The sequence below is a fragment of the Halobellus captivus genome (assembly GCF_003697845.1).
Classification (GTDB): Archaea; Halobacteriota; Halobacteria; order Halobacteriales; family Haloferacaceae; genus Halorubrum; species Halorubrum glutamatedens.
In genome coordinates this window covers 18,395-45,007 of sequence record NZ_RDQE01000012.1, presented here as the reverse complement: position 1 = coordinate 45,007, position 26,613 = coordinate 18,395, and the positions used below count along the sequence as shown (strand labels likewise).

Sequence of the window (26,613 nt, the reverse complement as noted above, 5' to 3'; positions counted from 1 at the left end):
CGGAATTCCTAACCGGCCACGACGAAAGGATCGACCACGGCGATGGTATCAAGCACCGACTCCTCGAAGCCGGTCGACGACGAGCTTCGCCGCCCCTACGAGCGGTACCGGTCGGCCGAAATCGACGAGGAGCGCCGCGAGATCGCCCCGGAGACGGGAGCGCTCGACGGACGGCGCAACGCCGAGATCTACGACCGGCTCGAGGACGAGTAGTCGTCCGGATCCCCGCCGAGGTCCTCCGCGAGCGCTTCGCGGACCGCCTCGGCCCCTTCGTCCATCGCGTCCTCGAACGCTTCGAGTTCTGCCTCGGTCATCGGTTTCCGATCCCGTGCCATGTTTCGAATCTCCTGATGGATCGCTCGACGCGGCGGCTCGATCTCCCTCGGGGGCACAGAGTACGGGCTCCACAGCCAGCATGTCGTGGTCGAACCACCCCCGTTTCGATGATCCCGCGCGTCACCGCCCGATCCGACCGGGTACAGTATCGAACGTAAACGTCCGACGGGGTTCAGAATCCGTAGCGCTTGTGTGCTTCGTCGATGGGGACGATCTCCAGTACGCGCACTTCGCTTTCGTCTTCCAGGACCGTGTAGATAGCCGTGTAGGTCCGAGAGACGTGTATCCGGTATCGGTCACGACGACCGTCGATGGGGAGCTTCTCCTTGTCTCCACGGCCGCGTCCCGGATAGGGGTTCTCCGCCAAGTAGCCCAGTTTCTCCGTACAGATCCGCTCGGTCTTCTCGTCGGCGACGACGAGGAATTCTCGAGCCTGTTCACCCAGTAGAACCTCGTACTCAGACATCCGAAAGGGACGTCAACTCGTCACCGTCCGCGTCTTCCAACTCTCGAAAGCGCCGCTCCAGGTCCCGTCGGCGTCGCTGCCGTGCGAGCTCCTGGAGGAGTTCGTCGTACGTCTGACCGGGCTCTTTGAGCTCGTGGAGCTCTCGTCTCGTTTCCTCCGTCACCGGGATGCGTTTGTCTGCCGACATCGGTTATCCGGACGTACAGGACTAACAGTCTTAACAGTTTCTCACCGGTAGGTAGTGACGTTCGCCTCTCACCTTCGCGCACACGAGGCGTTCGACGACGACTCCCCGGGATCCACTGCGGCGAGAGGGTCTCAAGTATCAGCACCTTCAAAACTTTCGTAGCTTTCAGTCCTATCACTTTTCACTGTAGCCGACGTACGGTCAGTCAACGATGTCGATCGATCGAGAGACGTTCGAGAACACGAGCGAGGACGAGCTCGAGGAACTGTCCGTCCCGGATCGGGTCCTCGGGTTTCTCGCCGCTCACGAGGACCGCGCGTTCAAGGCGCGCGAGATCGCCTCCCGGATCGGTATCGACGAGGGCGCGGTCAGCACCGCACTCTCGCGGTTGAAGGACCGCGACCTCGTCGAACACAAGGCGACGTACTGGGCCGTGACCGACGACACCGATCGACTCGACGGCTACAGCGGCTACGAGCGGGCGACTACCCTGTTCAACGATCGACTCGGCGAGGAGGACGGGGAGTCGTGGCACGAACACGCCCCTGGCGAGTCGCATCCGAGCGTGGAGAACGAATCATGACCGGATCTCTGCCGTATTCTCTCGTATTGAGCGTCAGCGATCAGTCGCCGCCGTCGGCTATCGGACGCTTCCGGTAGTCGTCCGGATCCCCGCCGAGGTCCTCCGCGAGCGCTTCGCGGACCGCCTCGGCCTGTTCGTCCATCGCGTCGTCGAACGCTTCGAGTTCTGCCTCGGTCATCGGTTTCCGATCCCGTGCCATGTTTCGAACCTCTTTACGTACCTCTCGGCGTGCTGGTTCAAGTGTTCTCCGGCGAACGTCAGGGCATTACGGGAACTCGAGGCTTCTTGAATCTCCGTAATTCACCGGGGCGTCATAGGGCGGTTCGCATCCACGTGTTGCTCCTCGGAGATCACTCATAGGGATTACCCGAGCTTCCGTGTGAGGCCTCGAACCGACTCGACGTCCCGTTGCCGGAGCGTCTCTACGAGCTCACATCGCTTCGGCGTGAGGACCGTATTCGCACTCTCCCAGATAATATATCTACAATTCCTCGGATATATATTCTATCAGGACGTAGTAGCGTCCATGTCCGACGAGATCGATGACGACGACGATCCGAACGTACCGTCGATGACGCGGGGTGAGCGGGTTCGTGCCGCCGCACGAACGCTTCGGACGCCCAGAACGGCATCGTGGGTGGCTGAGGAGACGGAAACCACCACGAAGACGGCCCGGAAGTACCTCGATCAACTGGTCGAGGACAACGTGTTACAGAAGATTGAACGTGGCGGGCAGACGCTCTACTGTGTCGATCAATTGATGGCGACCTATCACGAAGTCGCGACCCTCCAACGCGAGCACGACCGGGAGGAACTTGCTGACACGCTGGAGTCGATACAGGCACGGATCGCGGAGTGGGAAGCGGAGTACGGCGTCGAGTCGCCAAGCGAACTCCTCGCGAGCATCGCCGACGTCAACGATCCCGATGAAGCCGACGCTCGTCGTGAGATCGCCAGCGAGTGGGAACATCTCGCCGACCGGCTGCCGGTCGTGAAGGCGGCGCTAAAGCAGTACGATTGGGCGACCGATCGAGACGCGATCCCGGTCTAACGATGGGGTTGCCAGGAACGATCGACCCCTCCGTCTACAACGGGCTTCGTGACGTGTTGAATCGACATCCCAAGATCACGACCGTCGGGTTCGAGCCGGACAGTATCTCGAAGGAGTTCGTTCGGGCGAACGTCGCTCCCGATCGAATCGACCCACCGACCGGTCCGGACTCCCCAATACTCGAAGTGGAGTGGCGGTTTCGACGGGGTACGGAATACTATCGAATACACTACGCTGACCCCAACACGGGCTTCAATTGTGGGTGGCATCGCGACGAGGATCATCCAGATCTCGGTTCGGTACACTTCCAGTACGAACATCGAAAAACAGGGGAAGCGGATCGTTTACGCGCAGGCTTCACAAAATCCGTTCCGACGGAGATCCTGTGGACCGCGCTTCAGCGGTTGTTCGAAACGAAGATCCCAGCATATTCTTCCAGTGAATAGACGATGCCTCCCGAGTGTTCCGGACGACACGAGAGCGAGAGAACTCGTTCGTTCCCAGTCGGGTCCGACTCGATCCGACGTTCGTTTTCCTTCCTTTCCTTCCCTCCATACTTCCATCTTCGCGCACGCGAGGCGTTCGACGACGACTCCCGGGGACTCGACCGAGCGGTACCGATCGGCCGAAAGCGACGAGAAGCTCTAGACTCCGGATCGCGTCGGCGAATTTCGGCGGCTCACAGGGTCGTAACTGAACAGTGGTGGTTTAGACCGGAAACGGGTCTCGGGGCTCTCACACGATGGGTTCGACGACGACGTGGTCTTGCGTGAGGGTCGGTCGTTTCGCGTTCCCGTTCTTCTCGTATCGGACGACACCGATCTCGGCGAGGTCCGCCAGGTCTCGGCTGACTTGGCCCTTATCTCGATCGAGCTTCCGCGCGAGGCCTCGAACCGACTCGACGTCCCCCTGCCGGAGCGTCTCGACGATCTCACGTCGTTTCGGCGTGAGGACCGTATTCGCACTCTCCCAGCTAATGACCTGGACGCCGTCCATCCCGCCCCGGGCGAGGGAACGTGCCATCTTCGCTCGGAGTGAGTCACGATCAGCGGTGTCGGAGGACGTGTTCCCGGGATGGCTCCCCGAACTCGCATCAGACATCAGTTCCACCCATACGTTGTGTATGAACCTCAACGGCTTAAAGGTACTCGATCGTATCGTTACCCGTGCAAAATAGACCTCACGATCGAGATCAATATATTCAAATTCGAGTGATCTGTGAAGTCGAGCAAGGACCGTTCTCTAGCGTTTGATATCACATCATGACTGAAGGATATGACTTTGACTACCTGTATGAGGCAGGAAGGCTACGAGGAGTCGTCTCTCAGATCGGTGTACGGGCAGACCCGGATATCAATCACGTCGACTCCTTTGCCGTCGTCCTGTTCTTCGAGTCGTCGGATGGAACCGTCGTTGAGGTGGCGAAAGTCGATGACAGTACGCACGAGGAAGGGAATATTCACGTCGATCGGTACTATCGAGAACGGGACAGTGAGAGGAAGGACTTTGACGTCCAACTCTCGAACGTCTGGGAAGCGGACGAGTATCTACTGCACAACTGGGAGCGATTCGTGAGGGCCTATCTCGATACCCACGGGAAGCAGCCACCCGACGAGGATTGAGCAGCGAGAACGGACTGTCGACGATTCGGTCCCGCTTCACTCGATGTCGTAGTACGCCAGCGCTCGATGAACGCCTTCGTCGAGGCCACCTTCGCGCACGCGAGGCGTTGCGACGACGACTCGCTCCGCCTCGACCGAGCGGGACGTTCTCAGAACCGAAAACGAGCGTCTGACGCGGGTCAGACTCGCTTGTGGCGTGTTCACACGATTCGAGGAAATCACACAAAGCATATATACCGAACGCTTGAACACACGGTTGCAACCCCTACCCAAATGCGTCAGTGGACGAGTAACCTCCGACCGAGTCCGGCCGTACGACGAGACATGGTAGGCGACGACGATCGGGCGTGTCTCGAAGGTCAAGAGAAAGCCGCTGATGCGATGCGAACGAACGAAACAAACTATGACAAACGACAATAACTCAACACGGAAGAAGGCCAATGCGGTCTTCTTCACGGCAGTCATGGTACTATCCATGGTTGCTGCCGGTTTCGCAGCGGCTCCCGCTGCGGCAGCGGCGAATTCACATGCAGACATCAGTTATGATCCTGCCAGCCCGTATCAGGGTCAAGATGTATCGACAGTCGATCTTAACGACGCAGATGGCGACTACCAGATTCGCCGAGTGACTGAAACCGAAGATGGCGAGGTCACTAACAGTCAGTTCGTCGAAGATGCTAACCCAGGCGATGACGGGGAGATCACCTACGATACTGACGATCTCCAAGCAGACGACTACTTCGTCTCCGGAGAGGAATTAAGTCGGACGCCTAGTCTGGACCAAACCTTCGAGGTTCGTGTCCAAGACCTCAGTACTGAGTTCGACGACGACGAGGTCACTGACGAAGGGCAGAACGCCCTGACCGACCTTGATATCTCCTCGAACCGTGGCGAATACAGCCTCAACGTGAGTGCTGATGGTGACCTCGACGACGAGGAACTGTACAACATCCTCAACACTAATCAGGACAACAGCTACAGCGATGCTGCAGATGATCCGGTGACTTCGGATGATCTGACTGACGGTCGCAACTCTGGTAACTTCAACGTGGCTGTCTACGACCCCGAGGAGGAGGACGCTGACGAGAAGGTTGTCCTCGTTAACTTCCAGGACGACGAGTTCGAGGCTAACTTCTCGGACATCGACGCCGGTGACTACGAGTTCACCTTCGAGGTCACCGACACGGAAGCCGAAGACACCGCGAACATTACGGTTACCGAGCGTGACCGCTCCGCGGCCTTCAGCCAGAGCGTCTACACACAGACCGCAGGCGACGTTGTTAACGTGACCGTCGAACTCGACGATACCGACAACACCTGGGTTCAGTTCGGTAGTGAGGATGCCGGGTTCATCGACGTCCTCTATCTTGAGGACGACGACGACGACGATGAAGTAACCTTCCAGGCCAACACCCGTACCCTCGGGAATGAGGATGCTGACTTCGAGGATGTCTACGACAGTGAAGAGGACATCATCGGAAGTGAGATCCACGGCGGCGACTTCGAAGAAGACGCATCCTACGTTGACGAGGATGGTAACGATCTCAACGGTGACGGTAACGGTAACTTCGAGGACTACCTCGAAGCGCTCGACTTGATCGACAACGCTGAAGCCGACCTCGTTGACGAACAGCTCACGCGTCCGCTTCAGCCGACTGACTACGATATCGCCGCGAACGGGAACAACGAGTTCGTCGTGAACGACGATGATGAGTCCGAGCTGGACGACGAGATCGGTCTCGCGACGGTCGATCTGACTGAGCCCGGCATCGACAACATCCAGACGTGGACTGCTCCGGGCAACAACGCTGACGAGAACGACGAGCTCGACGAGGTCCTCGAAACGGTGACCCAGCGGTCGGACATCGCCATCGACGATCAGCTCATCGTTCAGGTTGAAGCCAGCGGCATCTACGGCCAGATGGTCAATCAGTCTGACAACGGCTTCGATGATCTTAACGACGGCTTCAGCGCTCAGACGATCGCCGACCTCAACGGCATGGACGGCGTGACACTCGAAGTCGAGTCGACCGACGCGACCGGCAACCAGGACCCGGTGGCACTCGACTTCGCCGGTGGCGACGTTGGTGACGATGACATCTTCGTTCTCGTCGACAACGAGAACGGTGAGATGTACATCATCGCCGACACGAGTTCCGGTGACACGTTCGACCGCTCCGTCGAGGACGGTGACGACTTCACCGCCGAACTTGAGTACGACACGGATGAGGACGAGCGCTTCGAATTCGGTGAGGTCGAAGACGCCTTCCCCTACTTCCAGGCTGGCGATGAGAACGTCCAGAGCGAGTCTGCCGAGTTCACGCTCGAAGATCGCGACGCCACGTTCGACAACCAGAACGAGGACGACGAAGTCCAGATCGTCGCACAAGAGGGTGCGACGGTCTCCGGTGAGACCAACGTTGCGCCCGGCTCGGACGTGAGCGTTCGCGTCCGGTCTGCACAGGGTGTCTCACCCTCGTTCGTCGAGACGGCTGATGAGTTCAATGTCAGTGAAGACGGCACGTTCGAAGCCGAACTCGACCTCAGTGCCGGCTCGGTCGGTGACGAGGGAACGATAAACTTCCGTGTTGCCGGAAGCTCCATCGCTAGCTCCGACATGGTGCTCGTTGAGGAGGAGGCTCCCGCGAACTTCGCGGTCTCCGACCTCAGCGCGCCCGGTAGCGTCACACAGGGTGACGCCATCGACGTCTCCGCGACGATCGAGAACACGGGCGATGAAACCGCGACCCAGACCGTCGAATTCCAGATCGACGGTGATGTCATCGCCGACCAGGACATCGAACTGGAAGGTGGCGAGGACACCACGGTCGAGTACACCGATGTCGACACGTCGAGTCTCGACCCCGGTGACTACGAGCACGGTGTCTTCACCGACGACGACAGCCAGACGGCCACGCTGACCGTCGAAGCCCCCGACGACGGTGGCGACGACGATGACAGCGAGGACGACTCCACCGACGACTCCACGGACGACAGTACTGACGACTCCACGGACGATTCCACCGATGACTCCACGGACGACAGTACTGACGACTCCTCGGACGACTCCACGGACGACTCCACCGATGACGACTCGACGGACGACAGCACGCCCGGCTTCGGCGCGCTCGTCGCCCTCGTGGCGCTCATCGCCGCTGCCCTGCTCGCGACGCGCCGTCGCGACTAAGGCAGCTACTCCGTCGAACTAACCACCGGCCCCGCGCCGGTCATCCTCGCGGGATTTCTTTATCGCGCTACGTCGGCCAGCGGCGGCTTCGGTCGGAACGGAACTCCTCCTCGTGACGAGAGAGCAGCGGCGACGAACCTATGTATGTGTAGGATCTACACATCGATCGATGGCCGAAGAGAAAACCCGCGTCGATTTCAACGCCCCGAAGTCCCTCATCGAACGGGCCGATAGCGTCGTGGAGGTCCTCGACGTTTCACGGACGCGTCTCCTCATCGATGCCCTTGAGGACGAACTCAAGGAGCTCGCGAACGACGAGGAGTTCCGGCGGCGTCTCGGCGACGCCTACTACGACGGTCGTGTCGAGTACGACACCGTCGAAACGGTCCTCGGCCGTGAGGAAGCCCTCCGAATGAAACTCCTGCGGGAATCGATCGATCGGACACCTCCTATGCCCCAACTCGAGGACGACCTCCCGAGCGACGATGTCTTCTACGATGGCGACGTCCCGGAATGGACGGGCCCTCCACCGTCCGAACCGTCGGATGACGAGTCACACGCCTGAGGATGTCGGAGAAAGCCGTTGCCGTCGTTGACACCAACGTTCTGTTGAACCTGGCGCTCCCCGTCGTTGACGGTCGTCCGAAGGCCCCCTCCGGCGCGGATCCCTTCAAAGCCCTCCTCTCGGCGTATGACGTTCACGTCCCCGAAAGCGTCCTCGGAGAGCTCACCGACGCGACGGGGAGCGGCGATCTGCTTTCCGTGGCCGCCGACCTCGTGTTCCAGGCGGCACACCATCTGACGACGCACGACGTCGAGGATTACACTGGCGATCCGCTCGATTACGGCCTCGATCGCGGGGAATCCGACTGTATCCGGCTGGCCAACGAGTTGGAGGCAGACCTATTCATCACTGACGAGTTCAATACGACCAACTACCTCCTTATCACTCTCGCGCTCGACGATCGGAACGTCCTGTTCACGACGCCACACGTCCTCTGTACGTTCGCGACCCGAGAGGCCCTCCCCGCGGAATACGTCGCGGCCACGCTCACCTACTACGTCGAAACCAAGGGCTGGGACGCGCAGTACGTCGATCGACTTCGGCAGCAGTATTTCGAGGATTGACGACCGATCTCCCTACTCCACCGGAACCCGAAGGTCCGCCACTCGCCGGGCGCGATAGAAGCGCACGTAGCGCGTGACCAGTCGCCAGCCGACGACGGCGAGGCCCGCGCCGGTGGCGTTGGTGAGGACGTCGTCGTAGGCGGCGGTGCGGGCGGTGAGCGTCGACTGGAGCAGCTCGATCCCGGCCCCGTAGGCGGCGACGGCGAGGAAGACGAGCGCGAGGACCTGCCAGTCCGGCCGCGGGGTGTCGTGGAGGGTGTACGCGAGCGTCGCGGCGAGCCCGCCGTACGCGAGCAGGTGGAGCCAGGTGGAGTAGCCGAGCAGCCCGAAGGGGCCGGTGCGGAACGTCCCGCTTCCGGGTGCGGGCACGATCGAGTACGACAGGATGACGAGCGCGACGAGCGCGACTGCGGCCCAGCGGACGCCCCGCGGGATCAACGGTAGCCGGATCCGATCCATGGACTCCCGGTGACGACGCGTCGGAGTAAAACGCCCGATCCCGGCTCGGGGCGGGCGAGGAGAGGGCGCACGCCGACGAGGCCGACGAACGGACGACCGACCCGACGACAACGGAGGCTTTTACCCGGTCGCCCGCACACGGACGGGTAATGGCGGACCCGCACGCGGCGACGCGGGAGCTCCTCGCGGAGCGACCGGCGATCGAGGAGGCGCTCGAAGCGGTCCTCGCGGCGGACGAGTCGGGGGCGTGGGCGTTCGACGACGTCGACGTCGACTCCGGCACCTTCGGCGAGCTGGTCTCGCGGGGGATCGTCGAGCGCGCGGACGACGGGGGCGACTACCGCGTCGCGGACCGGGGGGCGGTCCGGGCCGCGATCGACGGGGAAGCGTACGCGTCGGGCGGAGAGAACGGGGAGGGGTCCGCGATCGGATCGTCCTTCCGGTCGAAGTTCACGGATCGAGTGAACCCGTTTCGGTCGACGTTCGGAGCGTCGCTGCTCGCGTCGCTTGCCGTGTTGGTGGCGTTCCGGCTCGTCACCTATCGGTCCGTGTTCCGTGAGAGGATGGTGGCGCTTCCCGGCAACGATCCGTACCACTATCGACATCACGTCGACCGACTGCTCGCCGCCGACCCGTCTCCGTTCGATCTTCAGGCGATCGCGGACGTGTTGGGTGGCCGGGTGACCGGCGATCCGCTCGTCTATACGCTCGGCTACTGGGCGACGCGACTCTTGGAACCGACGGCCGAGCAATCCGGTGCCGCGATCGCGTGGCTGCCGGTCGCGGCCGCGGTTGGCGTCGGCGTGCTCGTTGCGTGGATCGGACTCGTCGTCTCGAACGACGAGCGCGTCGCCGTCCTGTCGGTGCTCGCGCTCGCGGCGACGCCCGCACACGCCCTCTATTCGGGAATCGGGTTCTTCGATCACCACCCGTTCGATTACCTCTGGGTCACGGCGATGGCCGCAGCGCTGGTGTGGCTCGCACGCGACGTAGAACGCTGGCGGGCGGACGACTCAGTATCCGAGAACCCGGTGCGAGGACACCTCCTGAGTCCGTGGACGTGGGTCGTCGCTTCAGGGTTCGGTGTCGTCGTCGCTGCCTCGATGCTCTCGTGGGACGGCTCGCCGCTCCTGTTGAGCGGGGTGGCGACGTACGCCGTCCTCCGGTCCGGATCGGATCTGCGGGCCGGTCACTCGCCGGTGGGAGTTGCCCTTCCGCTCGTCGGCGGGCTGACGCTCGGAGGTGCGATCACCCACGCGATCCATTCGTCGTACGGCTGGCTGGATCCGGCGGTCGCGTACAGTCCCCTGTTGGTGGCCACAGGAGCTCTCCTCGTCGCCGCGATCGGCGAAGCCTATCGTTTCCTCGGCGTCACGTCTCTCCGGGCGTATCTCGGTGGTGTCGCCGTCGGGGGGGCTGGGTTGTTCGTCGGCGCAAGGGTGGTGACACCGGCGGTCCTCGGGCGGCTCGTCGACCGGTTTGGAACGATCGTCGGCGGGGCGCGAGGCGGGATCGCCGAGAGCCGATCGCTCCTGTCGGCCGACTACGGCGTGGTGTTCGGGAGCCTCGAGATGTTTGGCTGGTTCCTCGTGCTCGCGCTGCCGGCGCTCGGATGGATCAGTTGGCAATGCGTACGGACACATGAGCCGCGGTGGCTCGTCCTCTCCGGGTTCGCGTGGCCGCTCCTCGGCGTGACGCTCTTCGAGATCAGGTTTGCCGGCGAGTTATCGCCCTTTACCGCGGTGTTCGTCGCGGTCGGGGCGCTGTGGCTCCTGTCGTGGATCGATCTGGCAGCACCCGTCTCTCCGATCGAGGGAGGGTCCCGCTACCGATTACCTCCGGATGCTTTCCGACCGTCGTCGGAGACCGCCTACGTCGCGGGCATGTTGCTCCTCGTCGCGAGCCTCGGGATCCTGTTGGGGCCGGCGGCGATGGACACGGTCGCCCAGACCGACGAGCAGGTCGAAGCAGTCGGCTGGATGACCGAGGACGCGGCGACGAACGAGCCCGACGAGTTCGTCGCGAGCCAGTGGGGCGAACAGCGGTTCTACAACTACCACGTCTTCGGCGAGAGCGATTCGTATCGAACAAGCGTTCAAGACGACATCGAAGCGCTGTACGGGTCGTCGACTCCCGATGCCGAGTACGATCGCTTCAACTCGGGGATCGGCTACCTCGTGTTCGAGGAACTCGAGGACGTTCCCGAGGGAACCGGTCCCGAGGACGGCTATATCCGCCTCGTCGAGGAGTACGGAAGCGCGACGGCCAGCGCCGACGGCGTCGGCCACTACCGCCTGCGATTCGCGTCGTCGGACGGCGGCTATCTCGTCTTCAAGCCGGTTCCCGGGGCGACGATCAACGGAACCGGGCCGGTCGACGAGCGATTCAACGCGTCGACCGACGTGTCGGTCCCCGGTGCGTCGTTCACCTACAGCCGGTACGTCGAACCCACCGATACCGGGACGTACTCGGTGCGGGTCGCGCATCCGGGAACCTACGACCTCGGCGATCAGGGTACGGTCACCGTCAGCGAGGCGGACGTGCGCGAGGGTCGGACCGTCTCCGTCGGCACAGAGAACTCTTGAAAAGAGTTCCTGAAACCTCTTGCTCGCCGTTCGGTAGATCCTTTTGAACGGATAGAGACGCGTGATTTATATACGCTGACCGACGTGTTTCGCGTAATGCTCACGGGTTGGCGGTATCGACTCACGGGCGTCGTCGGGGTCGCGGCGCTCGCGACGCTCTCCGTGTACGTCGCGAACCTTCCCCTACTTCAGGCGATCCTCACGACGCACGTTCCGATCGTCAACAGGCTCGATCCGATCGTGTTGACGGGGAATGGACTCCGGTGGGCCGTTTTCATCTCCACGGCGATCGTGTTGGCCTCGTTCGTCCCGCTTTTCCGACCGGAGCCACGACGCGTGCTCGACGTGGTGTTTTCCGTCGAGAAACGGGTCGTCTTCGCAGTCTGTGCGATGGCGACGCTCGGCTACTTCAAGTGGTCACATCGCCTCCCGCGCCAAACGGTGATCCTCACCACAGTCCTCCTGTCGATCACGCTTCCCGCACTGTTCGTGGCGATCTCTCGGGCCCCATCCATGGACGGGGAGCGATCACTCGTCATCGGCGACGATCCCGCCAACATCGAGCACGTCGCCGACGTGTACGACGGGCCAATGCTCGGTTACGTCGCTCCTCCGACTCCCTACCGGTCGGGTGACGATCCTACTGACCGTGAACCGGCCACAGTTACTGACGGCGGCCGGACTGTCTTCGAACACGGGTACGTCGGTGGGCTTTCCCGGTTCGAGGATGCCGTCCGCGAGTACAACGTCGATTCAGCGATCCTCGCGTTCGAAACGGCGGATCGCGCCGAATTCTTCGGTGCATTACATTCCTGTCACGAACACGGGATCGATGCGAAAGCACACGTCGACCACGTCGACAGCCTCCTCGTCGATCCCACGAGCGGTGATGGACCGATCGTCGACATCGACCTCGACCCCTGGGATCCGCAAGATCGAGTAATCAAACGACTGTTCGACGTCTCGTTCGCCGGGACTGCGCTGCTCGTCCTCGCTCCTGTTATCCTCCTGATCTCGCTTGCGATCAAACTCGAAGGAAACGGACCGATCCTGTTCTCTCAGAACCGAACATACCGATTTGGAGATACGTTCACGGTTTACAAGTTCCGGACGCTGAAGCCGGAACCTGAAGGAGAAGTCGGAACCGTGTTCGACGATGGCCGACGCACCCGGCTCGGTGACTTCCTCCGGATGACCCATCTCGATGAGATCCCGCAACTGTGGTCGATCCTCGTCGGGGACATGAGTGTCGTCGGTCCGCGACCCGCCCAGACTGACCTCGAGGACGATTTCGAGAACGAAGCGGCAACCTGGAAGCGCCGGTGGTTCGTGAAACCCGGTCTCACAGGGCTCGCTCAGATCCACGATGCGACGAGTCAGGAACCGTCGCTGAAGATCGACTACGACGTCGAGTACATCCGTAGACAATCGTTCACGTTCGACGTGAAGATCGTGTTACGCCAACTCTGGCAGGTTGCCCGCGACGTGGCGTCACTCGGAGAAGACGACCACGAAGTGTGACATTTCCAGCGGGCTGACCTACTCGTTGGTAGTTCCTTCGAAACTCTCGTGTCTCACGGATATCCTCGCCGCCGTACGATTCGGTCAGCGCGTCGGTGGCTCTTCAACCACCGTATCGACGCGCGCCGTCGTCTCCCCCAGCGTCACCACGGTCGCGGACGTGTCATCCGGCATCGCGTTCTTCGCGTCGTACACGAACGAGGCGTGCTCGCCCAGTCGGACCAGATCGAACGCGTCGTGGTCCACGAGGAGGACGGCCGCGTCGGCCGCCTCTATCGTTGCGTCGCTCACTGATTCCGTGACTGGAACCCACAGCTCCTCGGGGTCGACGTGCGGATCGACGAGCGTCACGTCGGCGTGGCGACGGAGCTCCTCGAACACGTCGATCGCGGGTGAGTGTCGCGGATCGCCGACGTTCGGCTTGTACGCCGCGCCGAACGCGAGCACCGAGGCGTCCTCGAGGGGAACGCCACGGGCTTCGAGCGCGGTGGTCACCCCCTCGACGACCCGACCGGGCATCCCTTCGTTCACCTCGTGTGCGTGTTCGATGAACGGGAGTTCCGTGCCGGTCTCGTTCGCCCGCCACGTCAGGAACTGTGGGTCGATCGGGATACAGTGGCCGCCGACGCCGGGGCCGGGTTCGAACGCCTGGAAGCCGAACGGCTTGGTCCCGGCGGCGTCGATCGCCTCCCACACGTCGGCGTCGAGCCGTTCGGCGAGTGCGACGAGCTGATTGACGAGCGCGATGTTCACCATCCGGTAGGTGTTCTCGAGAGTCTTCGAGAGTTCGGCCGTCTCGGTCGCATCCACCGGGACCGTCTCGGTGATCGATTCGAAGAGCGCCGCTGCCGCGTCCCGTGCGGTCGGATCGTCCGCGCCGACGACGAGCGGGATCTCCGCGATCTCGTGACCACCGCCGGGATTGAGTCGCTCGGGAACCATCGCGAACAGGGTCGATCCGGCGGGACGATCCGCGGAGACGATCGGGGCGACCACCTCGCTCGTGGCTCCCGGGTAGACCGTACTGGAGACGATGACGAGCGTCTCGCGCTCGCCCGCCTGCTCGGCGATCGTTCTCGCGGCGGCCCTGACGGCGCCCATCGCCGGTTCCCCGTCGGCGACGCCGGTGGGAACCGCGATGACGTACGCGTCACAGTCGGCGACGACGGACGAAGTCGCCTCCGGGATGAACCCCTCGTCGAGTCCCGCCGTGAGTTCGGCGTCGCTCACGTCGTCGACGTAGCTATCCCCGTTCCGGAGGCGTCCGACACGCTCCTCGTCGATGTCGAAGCCTCGAACCTCGAAGCCTGCATCGACGAAGGCGAGACTCAACGGGAGGCCGACGTATCCGAGGCCGATCACGCCGATCCTCGCGTCACGGGTCGCGAGACCTCTTTCGACGCCAGTCATCGTGCGGGCACCTCGTCCGTTCGTTCGTCGATCACGTCGTGCAGGATCCGGTCGAGCTCGACCGTGGGTGTTCGTCCCAGAACGTCCCGAAGTTTCGAGACGTCGGGTTCCCGTTCGTCGGGTTCCTCGAAGTCCTCGCTGTACGCCTCCGCGAAGGGGACGTGAGTGATCCCGGAATCCGAATCCGTGAGTTCGATCACTCTGGTCGCGAGGTCGTTGATCGAGGTCGGATCCGGCGTCCCGACGTTGAACACCCGGCCGTGGGCCTCGGGCGTCGTCAGTAGTTCGTGCGTGATCGAGACGGCCTCGGCGACGTGCGTGAAGCTTCGGGTCTGGGTTCCATCACCGTATACCGTGAGGTCGTCCCCGGCGAGCGCCTGCTCGACGAACGTGGGGATCACCATCCCGTACTGCCCCGTCTGTCGCGGACCGACGATGTTGAAGTAGCGCCCGACGACGACGGGGAGATCGTGTTCCGAGTGATGGCCCAACGCGAGGAACTCGTCGGCGGCCTTGGCGGTCGCGTACCCCCACCGTGGGGAGGTCGTCGGACCGTACACTCGATCGTCGTCCTCCGCGAAGGGAACGGACTCGGACTTGCCGTACACCTCCGATGAGGAGGCGATGAACGTCGGGGTGGCGTCCGCCGCCGCCGCCTCGAGGACGTTTTCCGTTCCCTTGAGGTTCGTCCGGATCGAGTCCAACGGGTTCTCGACGATCGTCTTCACGCCGACCGCGGCCGCGAGGTGGTAGACGGCGTCGGAGTCCGCGACGAGGTCCGTGACGAGGGAGCCGTCCCGGACGTCACCGTCGACCGTCTCGACTCGATCGGTATCGAGGTGGGCGAGGTTCGCCGCGTTGCCGGTCGAGAAGTCATCGAGAACGACGACCCGGTCGTCGGTCTCGGCGAGGAGGTGATCAATGAGATGCGAGCCGATGAATCCCGCCCCGCCGGTGATCAGAACTGACATCTATTGGAGTAGTATCCGGGGTAGCGGCACGTTAACTTTGTGTATTGGTTCGTGGCTGTCGTGATTCGACCGGAACCAGTCCATGTTTCGAAAACATGAACGCACTGAGGCCGGCAGGCGCGACGCTCGACAGGGTTTTCCACCCGCTGGTGAAACCTACCCGTAGATCTCGAAGCGATCGACCATGGAACGCACACGATGCACGGTTGAGAGCCCGGGGGCGACGGTCGCCCGCGGTGCCGGGGTGGTATAGATGGGGACGCGACGGATCGGCGTCGACGTCGGCGGCACGTTCACCGACGTGGCGTTGGCGCTCGACGGCGAGCTGGTGACCGCGAAGGTCCCGAGCACCGACGACCAGAGCGAGGGGGTGATGGCCGGGATCGAGAAGGCCTGTGCTGAGGCCGGGATCGACCCCGAGAGCCTCGAGGAGTTCTCCCACGCGATGACCGTCTCGGTCAACGCCCTCCTCGAGGAGGACGGCGCGCGGACCGGCCTCGTGGCGACCGAGGGGTTCCGGGACGTCCTGGAGATCGGCCGGCAGGACCGGCCGTCGCTGTACGACCTCGACGCCGAGAAGCCCGCGCCGCTGGTCCCGGGACGCCGCCGCTTCGAGGTGGACGAGCGGGCGACCGTCGAGGGGATCGAACGCCCCGTCGACGACGCGGACGCGCGAAGGGTCGCCGCGGCGCTCCGGGAGGCCGACGTCGAGTCCGTCGCCGTCTCGCTGCTCCACGCGTACGCACATCCCGAGAACGAGGCGCGCGTCGCGGAGGTGCTCCGCGAGGAGCTCGACGTGCCGGTGTCGGCCTCCCACGAGGTCCTCGCCGAGTTCCGCGAGTACGAGCGGACGTCGACGACGGTCGTCGACGCCTACGTGCGCCCGGCGATCGACCGCTACGTGGGCCGGCTCACGGAACGCGCGCGCGACCGCGGGGTCCCCCAGCCGCGGATCATGCAGGCGAACGGCGGGATCACCGACGCCGACACCGTCAGGCGAAACGCCGTGACGACGGTCCTGTCGGGGCCCGCCGCGGGCGTCGTGGGCGCGAGCGCGATGGCGGCCGCGAGTGATAACACGACGGACCTAGCGGACGACGACGCGGACGAGGAGGCCGGACTCGTCACCTTCGACATGGGCGGGACCTCGAGCGACGTGAGCCTCGTCCGCGACGGCGCGGCCGCGCGGACGACGGAGGGGGCGATCGACGGCCGGCCGATCCGGACGCCGATGGTCGACGTCGAGACGGTCGGCGCGGGCGGCGGGTCGATCGCCTGGATCGACGCCGGCGGCGCGCTCCGGATCGGGCCGCGCTCGGCCGGAGCCGACCCGGGACCCGCCTGTTACGGGAAGGGCGGCACGGAGCCGACCGTGACGGACGCGAACCTCGTGTTGGGCTACGTCGGCGCGAGCACCAGCCTCGGCGGCGAGCTGTCGCTCGACCCGGACGCCGCTCACGACGCGCTCGCGGAGCTGGCCGCGGAGGCGGGCATGGACGGCCCGCTCGCGGCCGCCCGGGGCGTCCACCGCGTCGCGAACGCGAACATGACCCGCGCGATCCGGTCGGTGACCGTCGAGCGGGGGTACGACCCGCGGCGGTTCGGCCTCGTCGCGTTCGGCGGCGCGGGCCCGATGCACGCGATCGCGATCGCGGACGGGCTCGACGTCTCCCGCGTGACCATCCCGCGGGCGTCCGGCGTCCTCTCGGCGTACGGCCTGCTCGCGGCCGACGAGAAGCGCGACGCGGTCCGGACGTACCAGCGCCCGCTCTCGGCGGTCGACTCCGACGACGTCGATTCGGTGTACGCGGCGCTGGCGGAGGAGCTGCTCTCGGAGGTGAGCGACCGCGACGCGGCGACCGTCCGTTTCGCCGCGGACCTCCGGTACGCCGGGCAGAGCTTCGAGCTCACCGTCGACGTCGAACGTCCCTTCGATCCCGCGGCGGCCGCCGAGGCGTTCGCCGCCGCCCACGACGCCACCTACGGCTACCGCGCGGACGAGCCGGTCGCGCTCGTGAACTGTCGTGCGACGGCCACCGTCTCCCGGAGCGCGCCGGCGTTCGAGTACGACGCCGGCGGCGACGCTCGGAAGGGAACCCGCGAGGCGGCCTTCGGGACGCCCTCGGGGGACGGTGGGGCGGGCGGTAGTGTGGCGGGAGGCGATGCGGCGACCGACGGAGCGACCGCCGACGCCGTCCGCGAAACGGCCGTCTACGACCGCACTCGGCTGTCGGCGGGCGAGGCGATCGCGGGGCCGGCGGTCGTCGAGGGCGACGAGAGCACGGCCGTGGTCCCGCCGGGGTGGGACGTGCGGGTGCGTGCGGACGGCGCGCTGGTGGCGGAGGTGAGCGACGAATGAGCGACGAGTCGACGACGAACGACGACCGCGACGGGATGGACCCCGTAACGCTGGAGATCCTCCGGAACCAGCTCGAGAGCGTCGCCGCCGAGATGGGTCACGTACTGATCCGCGGGGCGTACTCGCCGAACATCAAGGAGCGACAGGACTGCTCGACCGCGCTCTTCGACGCGTCGGGACGGATGGTCGCACAGGCCGAACACATCCCGGTCCACCTCGGCGCGATGCCCGACGCGGTCGAGACGGTCCTCGAGAAGGACCCGAAGCCCGGCGACGTGTTCGTCGTCAACGACCCGTTCGCGGGCGGGACGCACCTGCCGGACGTCACCCTGGTGTCGACGATCGCGCCCGCGGGCGAGGTGCTCGGCTTCGCGGTCTCGCGCGCGCACCACGCCGACGTGGGCGGCAGCACGCCGGGGAGCATGCCGCCCGGGGCCCGCGAGATCTACGAGGAGGGGCTCCGGCTGCCCGCGGTCCGGCTCGTCGACGGCGGCGAGCCGAACGAGGCGGTCCACGAGCTGATCCGGGCCAACGTCCGGACGCCGGACGAGCGCGAGGCCGACCTCAGAGCGCAACGCGCCGCGAACGCGCGAGCCGAGGAGCGGATCGGCGAGCTGCTCGACGAGCACGGACCGACCCTGATCTCGGCGTTCGACGCCGTCATCGAGTACTCCCGCGAGCGCGTGGAGACCGAGCTCGCCGCGCTCCCGGACGGCACCTACCGGGCGCGGGACGTCCTCGAGGGCGACGGCGTGACCGACGAGGACGTGCCGATCGAGGCCGCCGTCACGATCGACGGGCCCTCCCTCGCCGTCGACTTCGCCGGCACCGCCGAGCAGGTGGCGGGCAACCTGAACGCGCCGCTGTCGGTCGCGAAGAGCGCGGTCTACTTCGTCGTCCGCGCGATCACCGACCCGGAGATCCCGCCGAACCACGGCTGTTACGAGCCGGTGTCGGTGTCTGCCCCGAACGGGTCGCTTCTCGATCCGAACCCGCCCGCGGCGGTCGTCGGCGGCAACGTCGAGACGAGCCAGCGCGTCACCGACGTCACGCTCGCGGCGCTCGCGCCCGCGATCCCCGACGTCGTCCCCGCCGGCGGGCAGGGAACGATGAACAACCTCATCATCGGCGACCGTTCGGGCGAGTTCACCTACTACGAGACGATCGGCGGCGGGTTCGGCGCTCGCCCCGGGAAGGACGGCATGGACGGCGTCCAGGTCGGGATGACGAACACGCTCAACACGCCCGCCGAGGCGATGGAACTCGAGTATCCGCTCCGCGTCGAACGCTACGCGCTGCGTCCCTCGACCGGCGGCGACGGTCGGTTCCGCGGCGGGCTGGGGATCGAACGGACCGTCACCGTCGAGACCGACGCCACCGTGTCGCTGCTGACCGATCGGCGGCGGACGGCTCCCGCCGGACTCGACGGTGGCGGGGATGGCGCGACCGGCCAGAACCTCGTCGACGGCGAGCCGGTGCCCGCGAAGACGTCCGTCGACGTCGCTAGCGGGTCGACCGTCTCGATCCGGACGCCCGGCGGCGGCGGCCACGGCGATCCCGCCGAGCGGGACCCGGAAGCACGAGAGCGTGATCGGCGCGACGGGAAAGTCGAGGAGTGAGACGACAGTAAGAGGAAGACCGGTCTCACCCGCCGTAGTCCTCGAGGAGCTCCCACTCCTCGCGCATCAGTTCGCGAACGCCGTGTTCGAGGATCCCCTCACCAAGTGAGGTCGCCCGGTAGTAGGAGTAGAGCCCATTGCTCGACGGTTCCGTTCGTTTGCGGTTTTCCACGAGTCCGACGTCGACGAGTTCGTCGAGGTGATAGTGAAGGGTGTTCGACTCGATGTCGAGTGTGGCTCGGAGTTCCGCCGCTCCCTGTGCGCCCTCTTCAACGAGCAGGTCGAGGATCCGGAACCGGGTCTCGTTGCCGATCGCCCGCTGCATCGCGAGGTATTCCTCGAGCGAGAGCAAACTGTGCTCCGGGAGGAGTGCGGACCGCCCACCCGAACCACGTTCCGTTCTCCCTGTCTCGGCCATATCTCGAAGTGACACGCCTCACGGCATAAGCCTTCGCTGACTCAATAGATACTGATATTGGTGGTTTTTATATCGAATACGTATCAATACCCGCTATGCGCAACCGGATCGTTGATTCCCTCGGAGAGCTCGCCCACTCCCGATTTCTGGTCTATTTGATGGGACCGTACAAGGCGTTCGACCTCGATTCGGTCCTCGAGACGACCGATGCGGATGACGCCCTCGATCTCGATCGGATCCCTGAGTCGATCGATTTCGGAACGCTCGTCGACTCCGAAACCGACCTCGAAAAGCAGGAGGCCGTCTTCGACTTGCTGTTGTTCGTTCGCGATCGGCTCCGAACCGACCCGGGCGTGAACGCATTTCTCGCGGTCGATGTCGACGTCCCACTCGATGAGATGGATGCAGGAACCCAGAGCATCGAGTTCGCTTTCGCGAGCAACGCGGTGATATATCTCGTCCCGAAAATCGGCGATAACCTCGGCGTTGGAATCGAAACTGGATCCGTCCTCGAGGCGTTCTACCGCGAACGCGCCGAATCCATCGACTCCCGATCCGTGTCCGATCGGCACGAGCGAGTTCTGTTCATCCACGAATCAGGTGTGCGAAGCGCCATGATCGCGGCCGTCCAGGATCGTTGGGACGCACGGGTGTACTCGTACACGGATCGTGAGGACCTCGTCACACAGATCCGACTGTTCGTTCGCGATCTCGCTCGACGCGAACGGCACGGTTCGCTGCCGACCCTCGAAGACGCTTCCGATGCTACGGATCGGTCGTGAGTCAGCCGGATCTCGAACTCAACGATGTGTGGCAGATCTGATCGTTTCTGGAACGATCATGTTCTCCGCGTCGGTCACGTCCCGCTAGTTCGTCCCCACCGTGTCCTCGAGGTAGGGCCCACAGACGCGTTCGACGCCCTCTTCGAAGTCTATCCGCGGTTCCCAGCCCGTGGCGTCGTGGAACGTCGAGTAGTCGGCCATGGTGTCGTGGACGTAGCCGTCGAAGGGACACTCGATGTATTCGGGGTCGATGTCGGTGCCGAGCGCGTCGTTGATCAGCTCGACCATCTCGTTGAACGAGTAGGCTTCCTGGGTGCCGACGTTGTAGACGCCCGTCAGTTCGTTGTCGGCGGCGAGCTCGCAGGCGCGCGCGACGTCGCTCACGTGGGTGAAGTCCCGCGTCTGGGTGCCGTCGCCGAAGAGTTCGGGCGCTTCTCCCGAGGCGATGGCGTCGGCGAACTGCGCGACCGTGTTGGCGTACTCGCCCTTGTGGCCCTCGTTGCCGCCGAAGCCCTGGTAGACGGAGAAGAAGCGCAGGCCGGCGGCGTTCACGTCGTGGTGGTTGGCGTAGTACTCGGCGTAGCGCTCGCGGGCGAGCTTGGAGGCCTCGTAGGCGGTGTGGGCTTCCACGTCCATGTCGACGGGAGACGGCTCGGTGCGGCTGCCGTAGATGGAGGAGGTGGAGGCGTAGACGATGGTCTCGCATCCCTCCCTGCGGGCGCGCTCGACCGTGTTGACGAAGCCCTCGACGTTGACGCGACAGCCGCGCTGGGGGTCGTTCTCGTGCATGTTCCGCGAGGAGAGCGCCGCGAGGTGGAAGACGACGTCGACGTCGACGGGATAGTCGTCGTCGAGGACGTCCGCCTCGACGAACTCCACGTCCTCGTCGAGGTTCTCGGCGGTCCCGAGATAGGTGTCGTCGACGGCGATCACGTCGTTGTCGCTCGCGAGGCGGTTCGCGAGGTTCGAGCCGATGAAGCCCGCGCCGCCCGTGACGAGGACGCGCTGGTTCTGCATGGGGGACGTTCCTCGGAGACGCCGGTTTAGCGCTTCGGTTCGTCCCGTCGCTATTCGGGAACGTTCACGTCGGCAGGAACGAGAGAGAACCCGAGCGTCCGGAAATCGGAATCGAAGGCGAAGACGTGTTCGACGTCACGCTCGTCGGCAAGGACGCCGGTCGTGTGGTCCACGAACGAGATCTCTTGGTCGTCGTAGTCTGCAAACCGCGCTGCCGCAGTTTCGAACGCGTGTTCGCCGACCGGGATCACGTTCACGCTGTTCGAGTCTCGGATGGCGGCCAGTGCCCGAGTGGCGGTGTCGTGGCCCAGTTTGTAGAGTGCCAAGGTCGCGAACTCGGCGAGCACGGCTTGCGACGTGTATATCGGTCGGTAGGGGATCTCGCCGGATCGAACGCCACTGAAGAGCCGGAGCGCATCCGCGTGATGTTCGTCGTCCGCATCTGCTCGTGCGTAGAACGCGCCGGTATCGACGAACACGGGGATCGCGCCCGTCTCATTCATGCCGATTCCTCGCCGTATAGCACGTCATCGACGCGCTCGGAGACGTCCGACTCTCCCGACGCGCCGGGGTCGAACTCCCAGAACGGATCGTCCGGATCGATCCCACGTGCGGGCGCTCGGTCGTCGACGATCCACCAGACGATCCGCCCGGCCGTCTCTCGACCAGCGATCCGTCCTCGAGCCTCGAGCGTGTGAAGCTTCCGACGCGCGGTCTCCCGGGAACAGTCGAGCGCCTCGGCGACGTCGCCCGAGGTGACGACGGGCCCCTCCACCGTTCCGAAGACCCCGAGCACGGCATCGAGCGTGACCCTCTCGGCGTACCGACCGGAGTCCTCGCGTTCGTCCCTGCTCATATGAGATCCAACCCGCCGCGAGCAAATAACCCTTGTGGCGCACCCCATACGGAAACGCCACACGTGCGACCGCTCCCGGCGATCCGACTACCGGGAGTCGTCCCCGAACCGCGTCACTGAGACGGGATCGGGGATCGGCTTCCCTTCGGTGACGTGGTCGGCGACGAGCTTCCCGCTGTAGGGGCCGAGGGTGAGCCCGGTCGCGCCGTGGCCGGTCGCGAGGTACGCGCCCTCGACGTCGGGGGGCGCGCCGAGCACCGGAACCCCGTCGACACAGGCGGGCCGGAGCCCGACCCGGTGTTCGATCACGGTCGCGTCCGCGAGCCCGGGCGCGAGCCGGAGCGCCTCGCCGAGCACCTCGCGGAGCCCGCCGGCCGTGACCCGCGGGTCGAAGCCGCTCCCGGCCTCGCGGGTCGCGCCCGCGACGAGGCGGCCGTCGGGCCACGGGACGACGTAGTGGTGGTGAAACCCCTTCAGCACCGGCCACGACCCCGTGTCCGCCTCCGGCAGGTCGAGGTGGACGATCTGTCCGCGCTTCGGCTCGACGGGGATATCGATCGCGAGGTCGTCGCCGAACGCGGGCGACCACGCCCCGCCGGCGACCACGACCCGGTCCGCGTCGATCCGGCCGCCGTCGGCGGTCCGCACGCCGGTCACGCGGTCGTTTCCGGTCCCGTGGTCGTCGTCGGTCCGGATCCCGGTCACGTCTCCCGCCGCCGTCTCGAGGCCGTGTGTCCGTCCCGCCTCCCGGAGCGCGCCCGCGAAGACCTGCCCGTTCACGCGTGCGGCGTCGGGGACGTGGAAGGCGCGCTGCGGCTCCGCGAGCGCGGGAACGCGGTCGGTCGCGGCGCTCGGCTCGATCGCCTCGACGTTCGGGAGGTGGTCGCGACGTGCCTCGATCCGGGCGGTCGCGTCCTCGTAGGGGGCGAGCTCGTCGTCGTCGACCGCGGCGGCGATCAGGCCCACCCGGGCGTAGCTGGTGTCGTCGACGCCGTCGGCCTCGAGTCGGTCGACGAGTTCGGGGTAGTAGTCGACGGCGTCGGTCGCGAACGCGAACCAGTCGTCGTCCGCGGTGCGGCTGCTCGTCCCCGGCGAGACGATGCCCGCGCCGGCGGTCGTCGCCCGGCCCGCGTCCCGGCGGTCCACGAGCAGCGTTTCGACGCCCGCACGGGCGAGGTGGTACCCGACCGAGGAGCCGACGATGCCCCCGCCGACCACGACCGCGTCGTACATGACGGTGGAGTCGAGCGGGGATCACAAGGCGTTTCGGGTGGCGGAACGCGGTCGTCCTCGTAACGCCGGTGGACGGCGAGTACGTGCGAGGAGCGACCGACCGTCCCGCCGTCGGCTACCCGTTCGACTCCCCTCGTGTCTTCACGTACGGAGCGGTCCATCGTCCCGGGCTCGTCGTCGACGTCCTCGTGGTGTCGCCGGCGCGACCCACACACTCTTTATCGGAGTCGCCTCGGATAGCAGATCGTCGATGGTGCTCGTCTTCGGGAACGTAGGGCAAGTCGTCTCCAGGTGGTCGTCGCCCGCGGTGCCGATCAAGCCGTCGTCTCCTCGGAGAGCCCGTCCAGTCGTTCGAGACGATCGAACTTTTCGGCGTTGGTGGGAGACATCTCTTCCGTCGAATCACGAATGAGCAGTTCGGCGATGTCGATACAGGCTTCGATGGCAACTTGGAACTCTCGTTCGACGATCGCCTGTTGTTCCCGATCGGCGAGATACTCCTCGCGTTCGAGTGACCGCTTTCGAGCGAGTACCCTCGTCGCTTCCGTCACGAACTCGAGTTCGTCGACGATTCGGTCGATCGTCTCCTTTTTGCCACTATTGATCGATCCTCTCTGAGATCGGGACACACCCCGTACCGAGTGTACACTCGTCTGGTACGGTCGAGTCGAATTGGAGCGACGGTCAAGTAGAGACACCCCTCGTACCGAGTGAGTACCAGCTGATCGGACCTGGTGGTAGGTTACCAGTTACTCGTCACCGGCTACTGGTCATCGAGTCCTCTCGTAACGATCTCCGGTGATCGAAGCAGGCGGTGGACTCGATAGCTCCCCTCGCCGTGGCCACCGCCCGTGTGTTTGCTCTCCGTGACGCCGAGAAACGCCTGCTCTTTGAGGAGGCGCTGGACACGGTCGTAGCTCAGCGGCGTCGTACCGGCCTGCTCGGCGACCTTCCGATACGCGTCATACACTTCCGCGGTGCGAAACGTCCGTGTATCGGCCCGTTCGGTGAGGAGTGCGAGCGCCCGGAGGATGTGTTTCACGTGCGGCGTCTGTCCGCTCACGAGCTTCTGGAACCGGTTTATTTCCGCACGATCGACGGCCTCATCGACGTGTGCTTCCGTGACGTGATCGGCCCGTTCCTGTTCGGCCAGTCGCCCCGCTTCGTACAGCATATCGATCGCCTTTCGGGCGTCGCCGTGTTCGCGGGCGGCGAGCGCTGCGGTCTTCGGGATGACACCGTCGTCGAGGACGCCCTCCGCGAATGCGTCCCGGCGACGGGAGAGGATCGCCTCGATCTGTGTGGCGTCGTAGGGGTCGAAGACGAGTTCGTTGTCTTGGAGCGAGGAATCGACGCGTTCGCCGAGTCGTTCGCGGTACTCGATCTTGTTGCTGATACAGATCGCCCCGACGAACGTGTCCGCCTTCCCGCTCTCCCGTGCGCGCGAGAGGCTCCGTAGGAGCGCGTCGCCGTCGAGTTTGTCGATTTCGTCGAGGACAACGACAAACGCGTCGACGTCGCCCTCCGTGAGCAGTTCCCAAGTGATGTCGCGGTAGTCCGCGGCCCCGATACCGCGCCGGGGGATCGAGCGATCGTCGACGGCGTCGCCGAGCCGCTCGTGAAGCTCACGCGCCATCTGCCGACTCGCCTGCGCTTCGGTTCCGTAGTCCGAGCAGTCGATATAGGCGTATGCGAACGTGTTCCCGTCCGCCGCCGCGCGACGTGTTGCCTCCCTGGTGACACACCTCGTAACGAGTGACTTTCCGGTCCCGGTCTTTCCATAGACGATCGTCGTCTCGGGCGGACCGCCCCGTATCGCGGGAGCGAGCGCGCTCCCCATCGACTCTATCTCCTCGTCGCGGCCGACGACACGATCGAGATCGGGGACGTGGCCGACGCGAACCAGCTCTCGCTCCCTGAATATCTCCCCCGTTTCGAAGATATCGCCGCGTTCCGTCATAGTAGTGTGTCAACGGTATCCGGTATATATCCATCGACCTCGTACCGAGTGAGTTCTATTGTAACCGGTTTAGAAGCCTAATAGGACCTTTCTAATATTTATTAAATATAGTATTATGACGTATCACACACTCAAAACCGAGTGATAGTATCCACGGCCAGTCACGGACGGACCGTTCATATCGGGGACTGATTTCACTCGGTATCGGGTGTGGGTGTCGGCGTCGACGGATCGGTCCCATCGAGCCTCGATCGACCCCGTCTTCACTCGGTACGGGGTGTGTGCCATCGATCCCGTGTCATCGGAAGTGGGTGCGATATCGTCGCCGGAACACTCGACATGGTCGGGTGGGGAGACGGGGCCGCCCCCTGTCAAGCGCAGAGCTTCTGAACGCCCGTTCTTAGCTCAGGTGGACGGTGTTTCGTCGGCACTGATGACGAGGAGCGGATGACCCGCCGACTCGTCGTACCGATGGCGTTCCGCGTTCGTCGCTTGCCGACGACGTCCGTGCGGAGGGCATCGTCGTCCGTAGTGACGATCACGACCGACGCGCTCGACCGTGAGTACCGGACGGTCCACGACGACGTCACGCTCCTCGCGGACTACGGGCTCGTGTTCGTCGTCGAGGACGGTCGGGGGCGGTCGATCAAAGCGACCGTACCTCCCCTACGAACGGATCCACCTCGACGTCGAACTCATCGCGAGCGAGTCGGGTGAGGAACCCGCAAACCGTGTGACACACCGCGCACGACGACCGACAGGTAGGCAGACCGAGTGCCTCGGGGTTTGACCTTCTCCTGAATCCATCCCTCTCGGTCGTCGCGGATGGAGCTGTTCTTTCGCGTTGCCACGCCACATCATAC

At 64.6% G+C, this 26,613-nt stretch carries 30 protein-coding genes; 14 read left to right on the top strand and 16 right to left on the bottom strand.

The window, feature by feature from the left end:
• The first annotated feature begins 42 nt into the window (after positions 1-42).
• On the top strand, positions 43-213 hold the full coding sequence (locus EAO78_RS18230) for a hypothetical protein (RefSeq protein WP_203227897.1): 171 nt from the start codon (positions 43-45) through the stop codon (positions 211-213).
• Here the strand turns inward: EAO78_RS18230 and EAO78_RS18225 are convergent.
• The 3 genes from EAO78_RS18225 to EAO78_RS14000 all read right to left on the bottom strand — a co-directional run bounded on the left by EAO78_RS18225 (position 189) and on the right by EAO78_RS14000 (position 989).
• Positions 189-335 (bottom strand): hypothetical protein, encoded by a 147-nt coding sequence (locus tag EAO78_RS18225; RefSeq protein ID WP_203227896.1) that lies wholly within the window; start codon positions 333-335, stop codon positions 189-191. The genes EAO78_RS18230 and EAO78_RS18225 overlap by 25 nt on opposite strands.
• A 173-nt stretch (positions 336-508) precedes the next feature.
• Positions 509-802: a type II toxin-antitoxin system RelE family toxin gene (locus EAO78_RS14005; protein ID WP_122106459.1), complete on the bottom strand. Its 294-nt coding sequence runs from the start codon at positions 800-802 to the stop codon at positions 509-511.
• The gene (locus EAO78_RS14000) at positions 795-989 is read right to left on the bottom strand and encodes a hypothetical protein (protein WP_122106458.1); all 195 of its coding nucleotides are present in this window, start codon (positions 987-989) and stop codon (positions 795-797) included. The genes EAO78_RS14005 and EAO78_RS14000 overlap by 8 nt, the downstream gene beginning before the upstream one ends.
• A gap of 211 nt (positions 990-1,200) precedes the next feature.
• Between EAO78_RS14000 and EAO78_RS13995 the strand changes: the two genes are divergently transcribed.
• On the top strand, positions 1,201-1,572 hold the full coding sequence (locus EAO78_RS13995; protein ID WP_122106457.1) for a MarR family transcriptional regulator: 372 nt from the start codon (positions 1,201-1,203) through the stop codon (positions 1,570-1,572).
• A gap of 40 nt (positions 1,573-1,612) precedes the next feature.
• On the opposite strand, the gene EAO78_RS17935 is transcribed toward EAO78_RS13995, so the two are convergent.
• Together EAO78_RS17935 and EAO78_RS18795 are read right to left on the bottom strand one after the other, a co-directional pair.
• The gene (locus tag EAO78_RS17935; protein ID WP_162498079.1) at positions 1,613-1,750 is read right to left on the bottom strand and encodes a hypothetical protein; all 138 of its coding nucleotides are present in this window, start codon (positions 1,748-1,750) and stop codon (positions 1,613-1,615) included.
• Entirely contained in the window at positions 1,747-1,863 is a 117-nt protein-coding gene (locus EAO78_RS18795; protein WP_463467552.1) for a DUF7718 family protein, read from the bottom strand. The genes EAO78_RS17935 and EAO78_RS18795 overlap by 4 nt, the downstream gene beginning before the upstream one ends.
• 235 nt (positions 1,864-2,098) lie before the next feature.
• On the opposite strand from EAO78_RS18795, the gene EAO78_RS13990 reads away from it, so the two are divergent.
• Positions 2,099-2,623, top strand: coding sequence for a DUF7342 family protein (locus EAO78_RS13990; RefSeq protein WP_238987709.1), 525 nt, complete (start codon positions 2,099-2,101; stop codon positions 2,621-2,623).
• Positions 2,624-2,625: 2 nt separating this feature from the next.
• Entirely contained in the window at positions 2,626-3,069 is a 444-nt protein-coding gene (locus EAO78_RS13985) for a hypothetical protein (RefSeq protein WP_122106456.1), read from the top strand.
• Positions 3,070-3,358: 289 nt separating this feature from the next.
• On the opposite strand, the gene EAO78_RS13980 is transcribed toward EAO78_RS13985, so the two are convergent.
• Positions 3,359-3,646 carry an HVO_A0114 family putative DNA-binding protein gene (locus EAO78_RS13980; protein ID WP_122106455.1) on the bottom strand — a complete coding sequence of 96 codons (288 nt, stop codon included), beginning with the start codon at positions 3,644-3,646 and terminating at the stop codon, positions 3,359-3,361.
• A gap of 239 nt (positions 3,647-3,885) precedes the next feature.
• Between EAO78_RS13980 and EAO78_RS13975 the strand changes: the two genes are divergently transcribed.
• The 4 genes from EAO78_RS13975 (at position 3,886) to EAO78_RS13960 (ending at position 8,560) form a co-directional block, all read left to right on the top strand.
• Positions 3,886-4,245: a DUF7718 family protein gene (locus tag EAO78_RS13975; protein WP_122106454.1), complete on the top strand. Its 360-nt coding sequence runs from the start codon at positions 3,886-3,888 to the stop codon at positions 4,243-4,245.
• 376 nt (positions 4,246-4,621) lie between these two features.
• Entirely contained in the window at positions 4,622-7,432 is a 2,811-nt protein-coding gene (locus EAO78_RS13970) for a BGTF surface domain-containing protein (protein WP_343032412.1), read from the top strand.
• Between the two features lie 169 nt (positions 7,433-7,601).
• On the top strand, positions 7,602-7,997 hold the full coding sequence (locus EAO78_RS13965) for a hypothetical protein (RefSeq protein WP_122106452.1): 396 nt from the start codon (positions 7,602-7,604) through the stop codon (positions 7,995-7,997).
• Positions 7,998-7,999: 2 nt separating this feature from the next.
• The gene (locus EAO78_RS13960) at positions 8,000-8,560 is read left to right on the top strand and encodes a hypothetical protein (protein WP_122106451.1); all 561 of its coding nucleotides are present in this window, start codon (positions 8,000-8,002) and stop codon (positions 8,558-8,560) included.
• Between the two features lie 12 nt (positions 8,561-8,572).
• Here EAO78_RS13960 and EAO78_RS13955 read toward each other — a convergent pair whose 3' ends face one another.
• On the bottom strand, positions 8,573-9,019 hold the full coding sequence (locus EAO78_RS13955; RefSeq protein ID WP_122106450.1) for a VanZ family protein: 447 nt from the start codon (positions 9,017-9,019) through the stop codon (positions 8,573-8,575).
• Positions 9,020-9,168: 149 nt separating this feature from the next.
• On the opposite strand from EAO78_RS13955, the gene EAO78_RS13950 reads away from it, so the two are divergent.
• Positions 9,169-11,604: a hypothetical protein gene (locus tag EAO78_RS13950; RefSeq protein WP_122106449.1), complete on the top strand. Its 2,436-nt coding sequence runs from the start codon at positions 9,169-9,171 to the stop codon at positions 11,602-11,604.
• Positions 11,605-11,700: 96 nt separating this feature from the next.
• Positions 11,701-13,125 carry a sugar transferase gene (locus EAO78_RS13945; protein ID WP_122106448.1) on the top strand — a complete coding sequence of 475 codons (1,425 nt, stop codon included), beginning with the start codon at positions 11,701-11,703 and terminating at the stop codon, positions 13,123-13,125.
• Between the two features lie 84 nt (positions 13,126-13,209).
• Here EAO78_RS13945 and EAO78_RS13940 read toward each other — a convergent pair whose 3' ends face one another.
• A complete protein-coding gene (locus EAO78_RS13940) occupies positions 13,210-14,535 on the bottom strand; it encodes a nucleotide sugar dehydrogenase (RefSeq protein WP_122106447.1) in 1,326 nt (441 codons plus the stop codon).
• On the bottom strand, positions 14,532-15,506 hold the full coding sequence (locus tag EAO78_RS13935) for an NAD-dependent epimerase/dehydratase family protein (protein WP_122106446.1): 975 nt from the start codon (positions 15,504-15,506) through the stop codon (positions 14,532-14,534). The genes EAO78_RS13940 and EAO78_RS13935 overlap by 4 nt, the downstream gene beginning before the upstream one ends.
• Before the next feature lie 253 nt (positions 15,507-15,759).
• Here EAO78_RS13935 and EAO78_RS13930 point away from each other — a divergent pair, with 253 nt between their 5' ends.
• Positions 15,760-17,865 carry a hydantoinase/oxoprolinase family protein gene (locus EAO78_RS13930; RefSeq protein WP_122106445.1) on the top strand — a complete coding sequence of 702 codons (2,106 nt, stop codon included), beginning with the start codon at positions 15,760-15,762 and terminating at the stop codon, positions 17,863-17,865.
• A complete protein-coding gene (locus EAO78_RS13925) occupies positions 17,862-19,484 on the top strand; it encodes a hydantoinase B/oxoprolinase family protein (protein ID WP_122106444.1) in 1,623 nt (540 codons plus the stop codon). The genes EAO78_RS13930 and EAO78_RS13925 overlap by 4 nt, the downstream gene beginning before the upstream one ends.
• Before the next feature lie 25 nt (positions 19,485-19,509).
• Here the strand turns inward: EAO78_RS13925 and EAO78_RS13920 are convergent, their stop codons facing one another.
• Positions 19,510-19,902, bottom strand: a complete 393-nt coding sequence (locus tag EAO78_RS13920; protein WP_122106443.1) for a winged helix-turn-helix domain-containing protein — start codon at positions 19,900-19,902, stop codon at positions 19,510-19,512.
• Between the two features lie 95 nt (positions 19,903-19,997).
• On the opposite strand from EAO78_RS13920, the gene EAO78_RS13915 reads away from it, so the two are divergent.
• Complete coding sequence (locus EAO78_RS13915) at positions 19,998-20,684, top strand: DUF7509 family protein (protein ID WP_122106442.1); 687 nt, start codon at positions 19,998-20,000, stop codon at positions 20,682-20,684.
• A gap of 84 nt (positions 20,685-20,768) precedes the next feature.
• On the opposite strand, the gene EAO78_RS13910 is transcribed toward EAO78_RS13915, so the two are convergent.
• The 6 genes from EAO78_RS13910 to EAO78_RS13885 form a co-directional block, all read right to left on the bottom strand.
• The gene (locus EAO78_RS13910) at positions 20,769-21,701 is read right to left on the bottom strand and encodes an NAD-dependent epimerase/dehydratase family protein (protein ID WP_122106441.1); all 933 of its coding nucleotides are present in this window, start codon (positions 21,699-21,701) and stop codon (positions 20,769-20,771) included.
• A 50-nt stretch (positions 21,702-21,751) separates the two neighbouring features.
• Positions 21,752-22,204, bottom strand: a complete 453-nt coding sequence (locus EAO78_RS13905; protein WP_122106440.1) for a type II toxin-antitoxin system VapC family toxin — start codon at positions 22,202-22,204, stop codon at positions 21,752-21,754.
• Positions 22,201-22,557, bottom strand: coding sequence for an HTH domain-containing protein (locus EAO78_RS13900; RefSeq protein WP_122106439.1), 357 nt, complete (start codon positions 22,555-22,557; stop codon positions 22,201-22,203). The genes EAO78_RS13905 and EAO78_RS13900 overlap by 4 nt, the downstream gene beginning before the upstream one ends.
• An 87-nt stretch (positions 22,558-22,644) precedes the next feature.
• Positions 22,645-23,790, bottom strand: coding sequence for an NAD(P)/FAD-dependent oxidoreductase (locus tag EAO78_RS13895; RefSeq protein ID WP_122106438.1), 1,146 nt, complete (start codon positions 23,788-23,790; stop codon positions 22,645-22,647).
• Between the two features lie 314 nt (positions 23,791-24,104).
• Positions 24,105-24,341 (bottom strand): HepT-like ribonuclease domain-containing protein, encoded by a 237-nt coding sequence (locus EAO78_RS13890; RefSeq protein WP_203227895.1) that lies wholly within the window; start codon positions 24,339-24,341, stop codon positions 24,105-24,107.
• Positions 24,342-24,553: 212 nt separating this feature from the next.
• Positions 24,554-25,750 carry a Cdc6/Cdc18 family protein gene (locus EAO78_RS13885; RefSeq protein WP_122106436.1) on the bottom strand — a complete coding sequence of 399 codons (1,197 nt, stop codon included), beginning with the start codon at positions 25,748-25,750 and terminating at the stop codon, positions 24,554-24,556.
• 531 nt (positions 25,751-26,281) lie between these two features.
• Here EAO78_RS13885 and EAO78_RS13880 point away from each other — a divergent pair.
• A complete protein-coding gene (locus tag EAO78_RS13880; protein ID WP_238987708.1) occupies positions 26,282-26,467 on the top strand; it encodes an HVO_A0114 family putative DNA-binding protein in 186 nt (61 codons plus the stop codon).
• Positions 26,468-26,613 lie beyond the last annotated feature (146 nt).

Excerpts from the sequence above, each read along its gene's own strand:
- EAO78_RS13905 (WP_122106440.1), bottom strand. The coding sequence starts at position 22,204 with ATGAATGAGACGGGCGCGATCCCCGTGTTCGTCGATACCGGCGCGTTC.
- EAO78_RS13900 (WP_122106439.1), bottom strand. The coding sequence starts at position 22,557 with ATGAGCAGGGACGAACGCGAGGACTCCGGTCGGTACGCCGAGAGGGTC.
- EAO78_RS13930 (WP_122106445.1), top strand. The coding sequence starts at position 15,760 with ATGGGGACGCGACGGATCGGCGTCGACGTCGGCGGCACGTTCACCGAC.
- EAO78_RS13885 (WP_122106436.1), bottom strand. The coding sequence starts at position 25,750 with ATGACGGAACGCGGCGATATCTTCGAAACGGGGGAGATATTCAGGGAG.
- EAO78_RS13895 (WP_122106438.1), bottom strand. The coding sequence starts at position 23,790 with ATGTACGACGCGGTCGTGGTCGGCGGGGGCATCGTCGGCTCCTCGGTC.
- EAO78_RS14005 (WP_122106459.1), bottom strand. The coding sequence starts at position 802 with ATGTCTGAGTACGAGGTTCTACTGGGTGAACAGGCTCGAGAATTCCTC.
- EAO78_RS18225 (WP_203227896.1), bottom strand. The coding sequence starts at position 335 with ATGGCACGGGATCGGAAACCGATGACCGAGGCAGAACTCGAAGCGTTC.
- EAO78_RS13965 (WP_122106452.1), top strand. The coding sequence starts at position 7,602 with ATGGCCGAAGAGAAAACCCGCGTCGATTTCAACGCCCCGAAGTCCCTC.
- EAO78_RS13925 (WP_122106444.1), top strand. The coding sequence starts at position 17,862 with ATGAGCGACGAGTCGACGACGAACGACGACCGCGACGGGATGGACCCC.
- EAO78_RS13970 (WP_343032412.1), top strand. The coding sequence starts at position 4,622 with ATGCGATGCGAACGAACGAAACAAACTATGACAAACGACAATAACTCA.
- EAO78_RS13960 (WP_122106451.1), top strand. The coding sequence starts at position 8,000 with ATGTCGGAGAAAGCCGTTGCCGTCGTTGACACCAACGTTCTGTTGAAC.
- EAO78_RS13910 (WP_122106441.1), bottom strand. The coding sequence starts at position 21,701 with ATGCAGAACCAGCGCGTCCTCGTCACGGGCGGCGCGGGCTTCATCGGC.
- EAO78_RS18230 (WP_203227897.1), top strand. The coding sequence starts at position 43 with ATGGTATCAAGCACCGACTCCTCGAAGCCGGTCGACGACGAGCTTCGC.
- EAO78_RS13940 (WP_122106447.1), bottom strand. The coding sequence starts at position 14,535 with ATGACTGGCGTCGAAAGAGGTCTCGCGACCCGTGACGCGAGGATCGGC.
- EAO78_RS13920 (WP_122106443.1), bottom strand. The coding sequence starts at position 19,902 with ATGGCCGAGACAGGGAGAACGGAACGTGGTTCGGGTGGGCGGTCCGCA.
- EAO78_RS13975 (WP_122106454.1), top strand. The coding sequence starts at position 3,886 with ATGACTGAAGGATATGACTTTGACTACCTGTATGAGGCAGGAAGGCTA.
- EAO78_RS13980 (WP_122106455.1), bottom strand. The coding sequence starts at position 3,646 with ATGGCACGTTCCCTCGCCCGGGGCGGGATGGACGGCGTCCAGGTCATT.
- EAO78_RS14000 (WP_122106458.1), bottom strand. The coding sequence starts at position 989 with ATGTCGGCAGACAAACGCATCCCGGTGACGGAGGAAACGAGACGAGAG.
- EAO78_RS13955 (WP_122106450.1), bottom strand. The coding sequence starts at position 9,019 with ATGGATCGGATCCGGCTACCGTTGATCCCGCGGGGCGTCCGCTGGGCC.
- EAO78_RS13915 (WP_122106442.1), top strand. The coding sequence starts at position 19,998 with ATGCGCAACCGGATCGTTGATTCCCTCGGAGAGCTCGCCCACTCCCGA.
- EAO78_RS13950 (WP_122106449.1), top strand. The coding sequence starts at position 9,169 with ATGGCGGACCCGCACGCGGCGACGCGGGAGCTCCTCGCGGAGCGACCG.
- EAO78_RS13995 (WP_122106457.1), top strand. The coding sequence starts at position 1,201 with ATGTCGATCGATCGAGAGACGTTCGAGAACACGAGCGAGGACGAGCTC.
- EAO78_RS13985 (WP_122106456.1), top strand. The coding sequence starts at position 2,626 with ATGGGGTTGCCAGGAACGATCGACCCCTCCGTCTACAACGGGCTTCGT.
- EAO78_RS13935 (WP_122106446.1), bottom strand. The coding sequence starts at position 15,506 with ATGTCAGTTCTGATCACCGGCGGGGCGGGATTCATCGGCTCGCATCTC.
- EAO78_RS13990 (WP_238987709.1), top strand. The coding sequence starts at position 2,099 with ATGTCCGACGAGATCGATGACGACGACGATCCGAACGTACCGTCGATG.
- EAO78_RS17935 (WP_162498079.1), bottom strand. The coding sequence starts at position 1,750 with ATGACCGAGGCAGAACTCGAAGCGTTCGACGACGCGATGGACGAACAG.
- EAO78_RS13945 (WP_122106448.1), top strand. The coding sequence starts at position 11,701 with ATGCTCACGGGTTGGCGGTATCGACTCACGGGCGTCGTCGGGGTCGCG.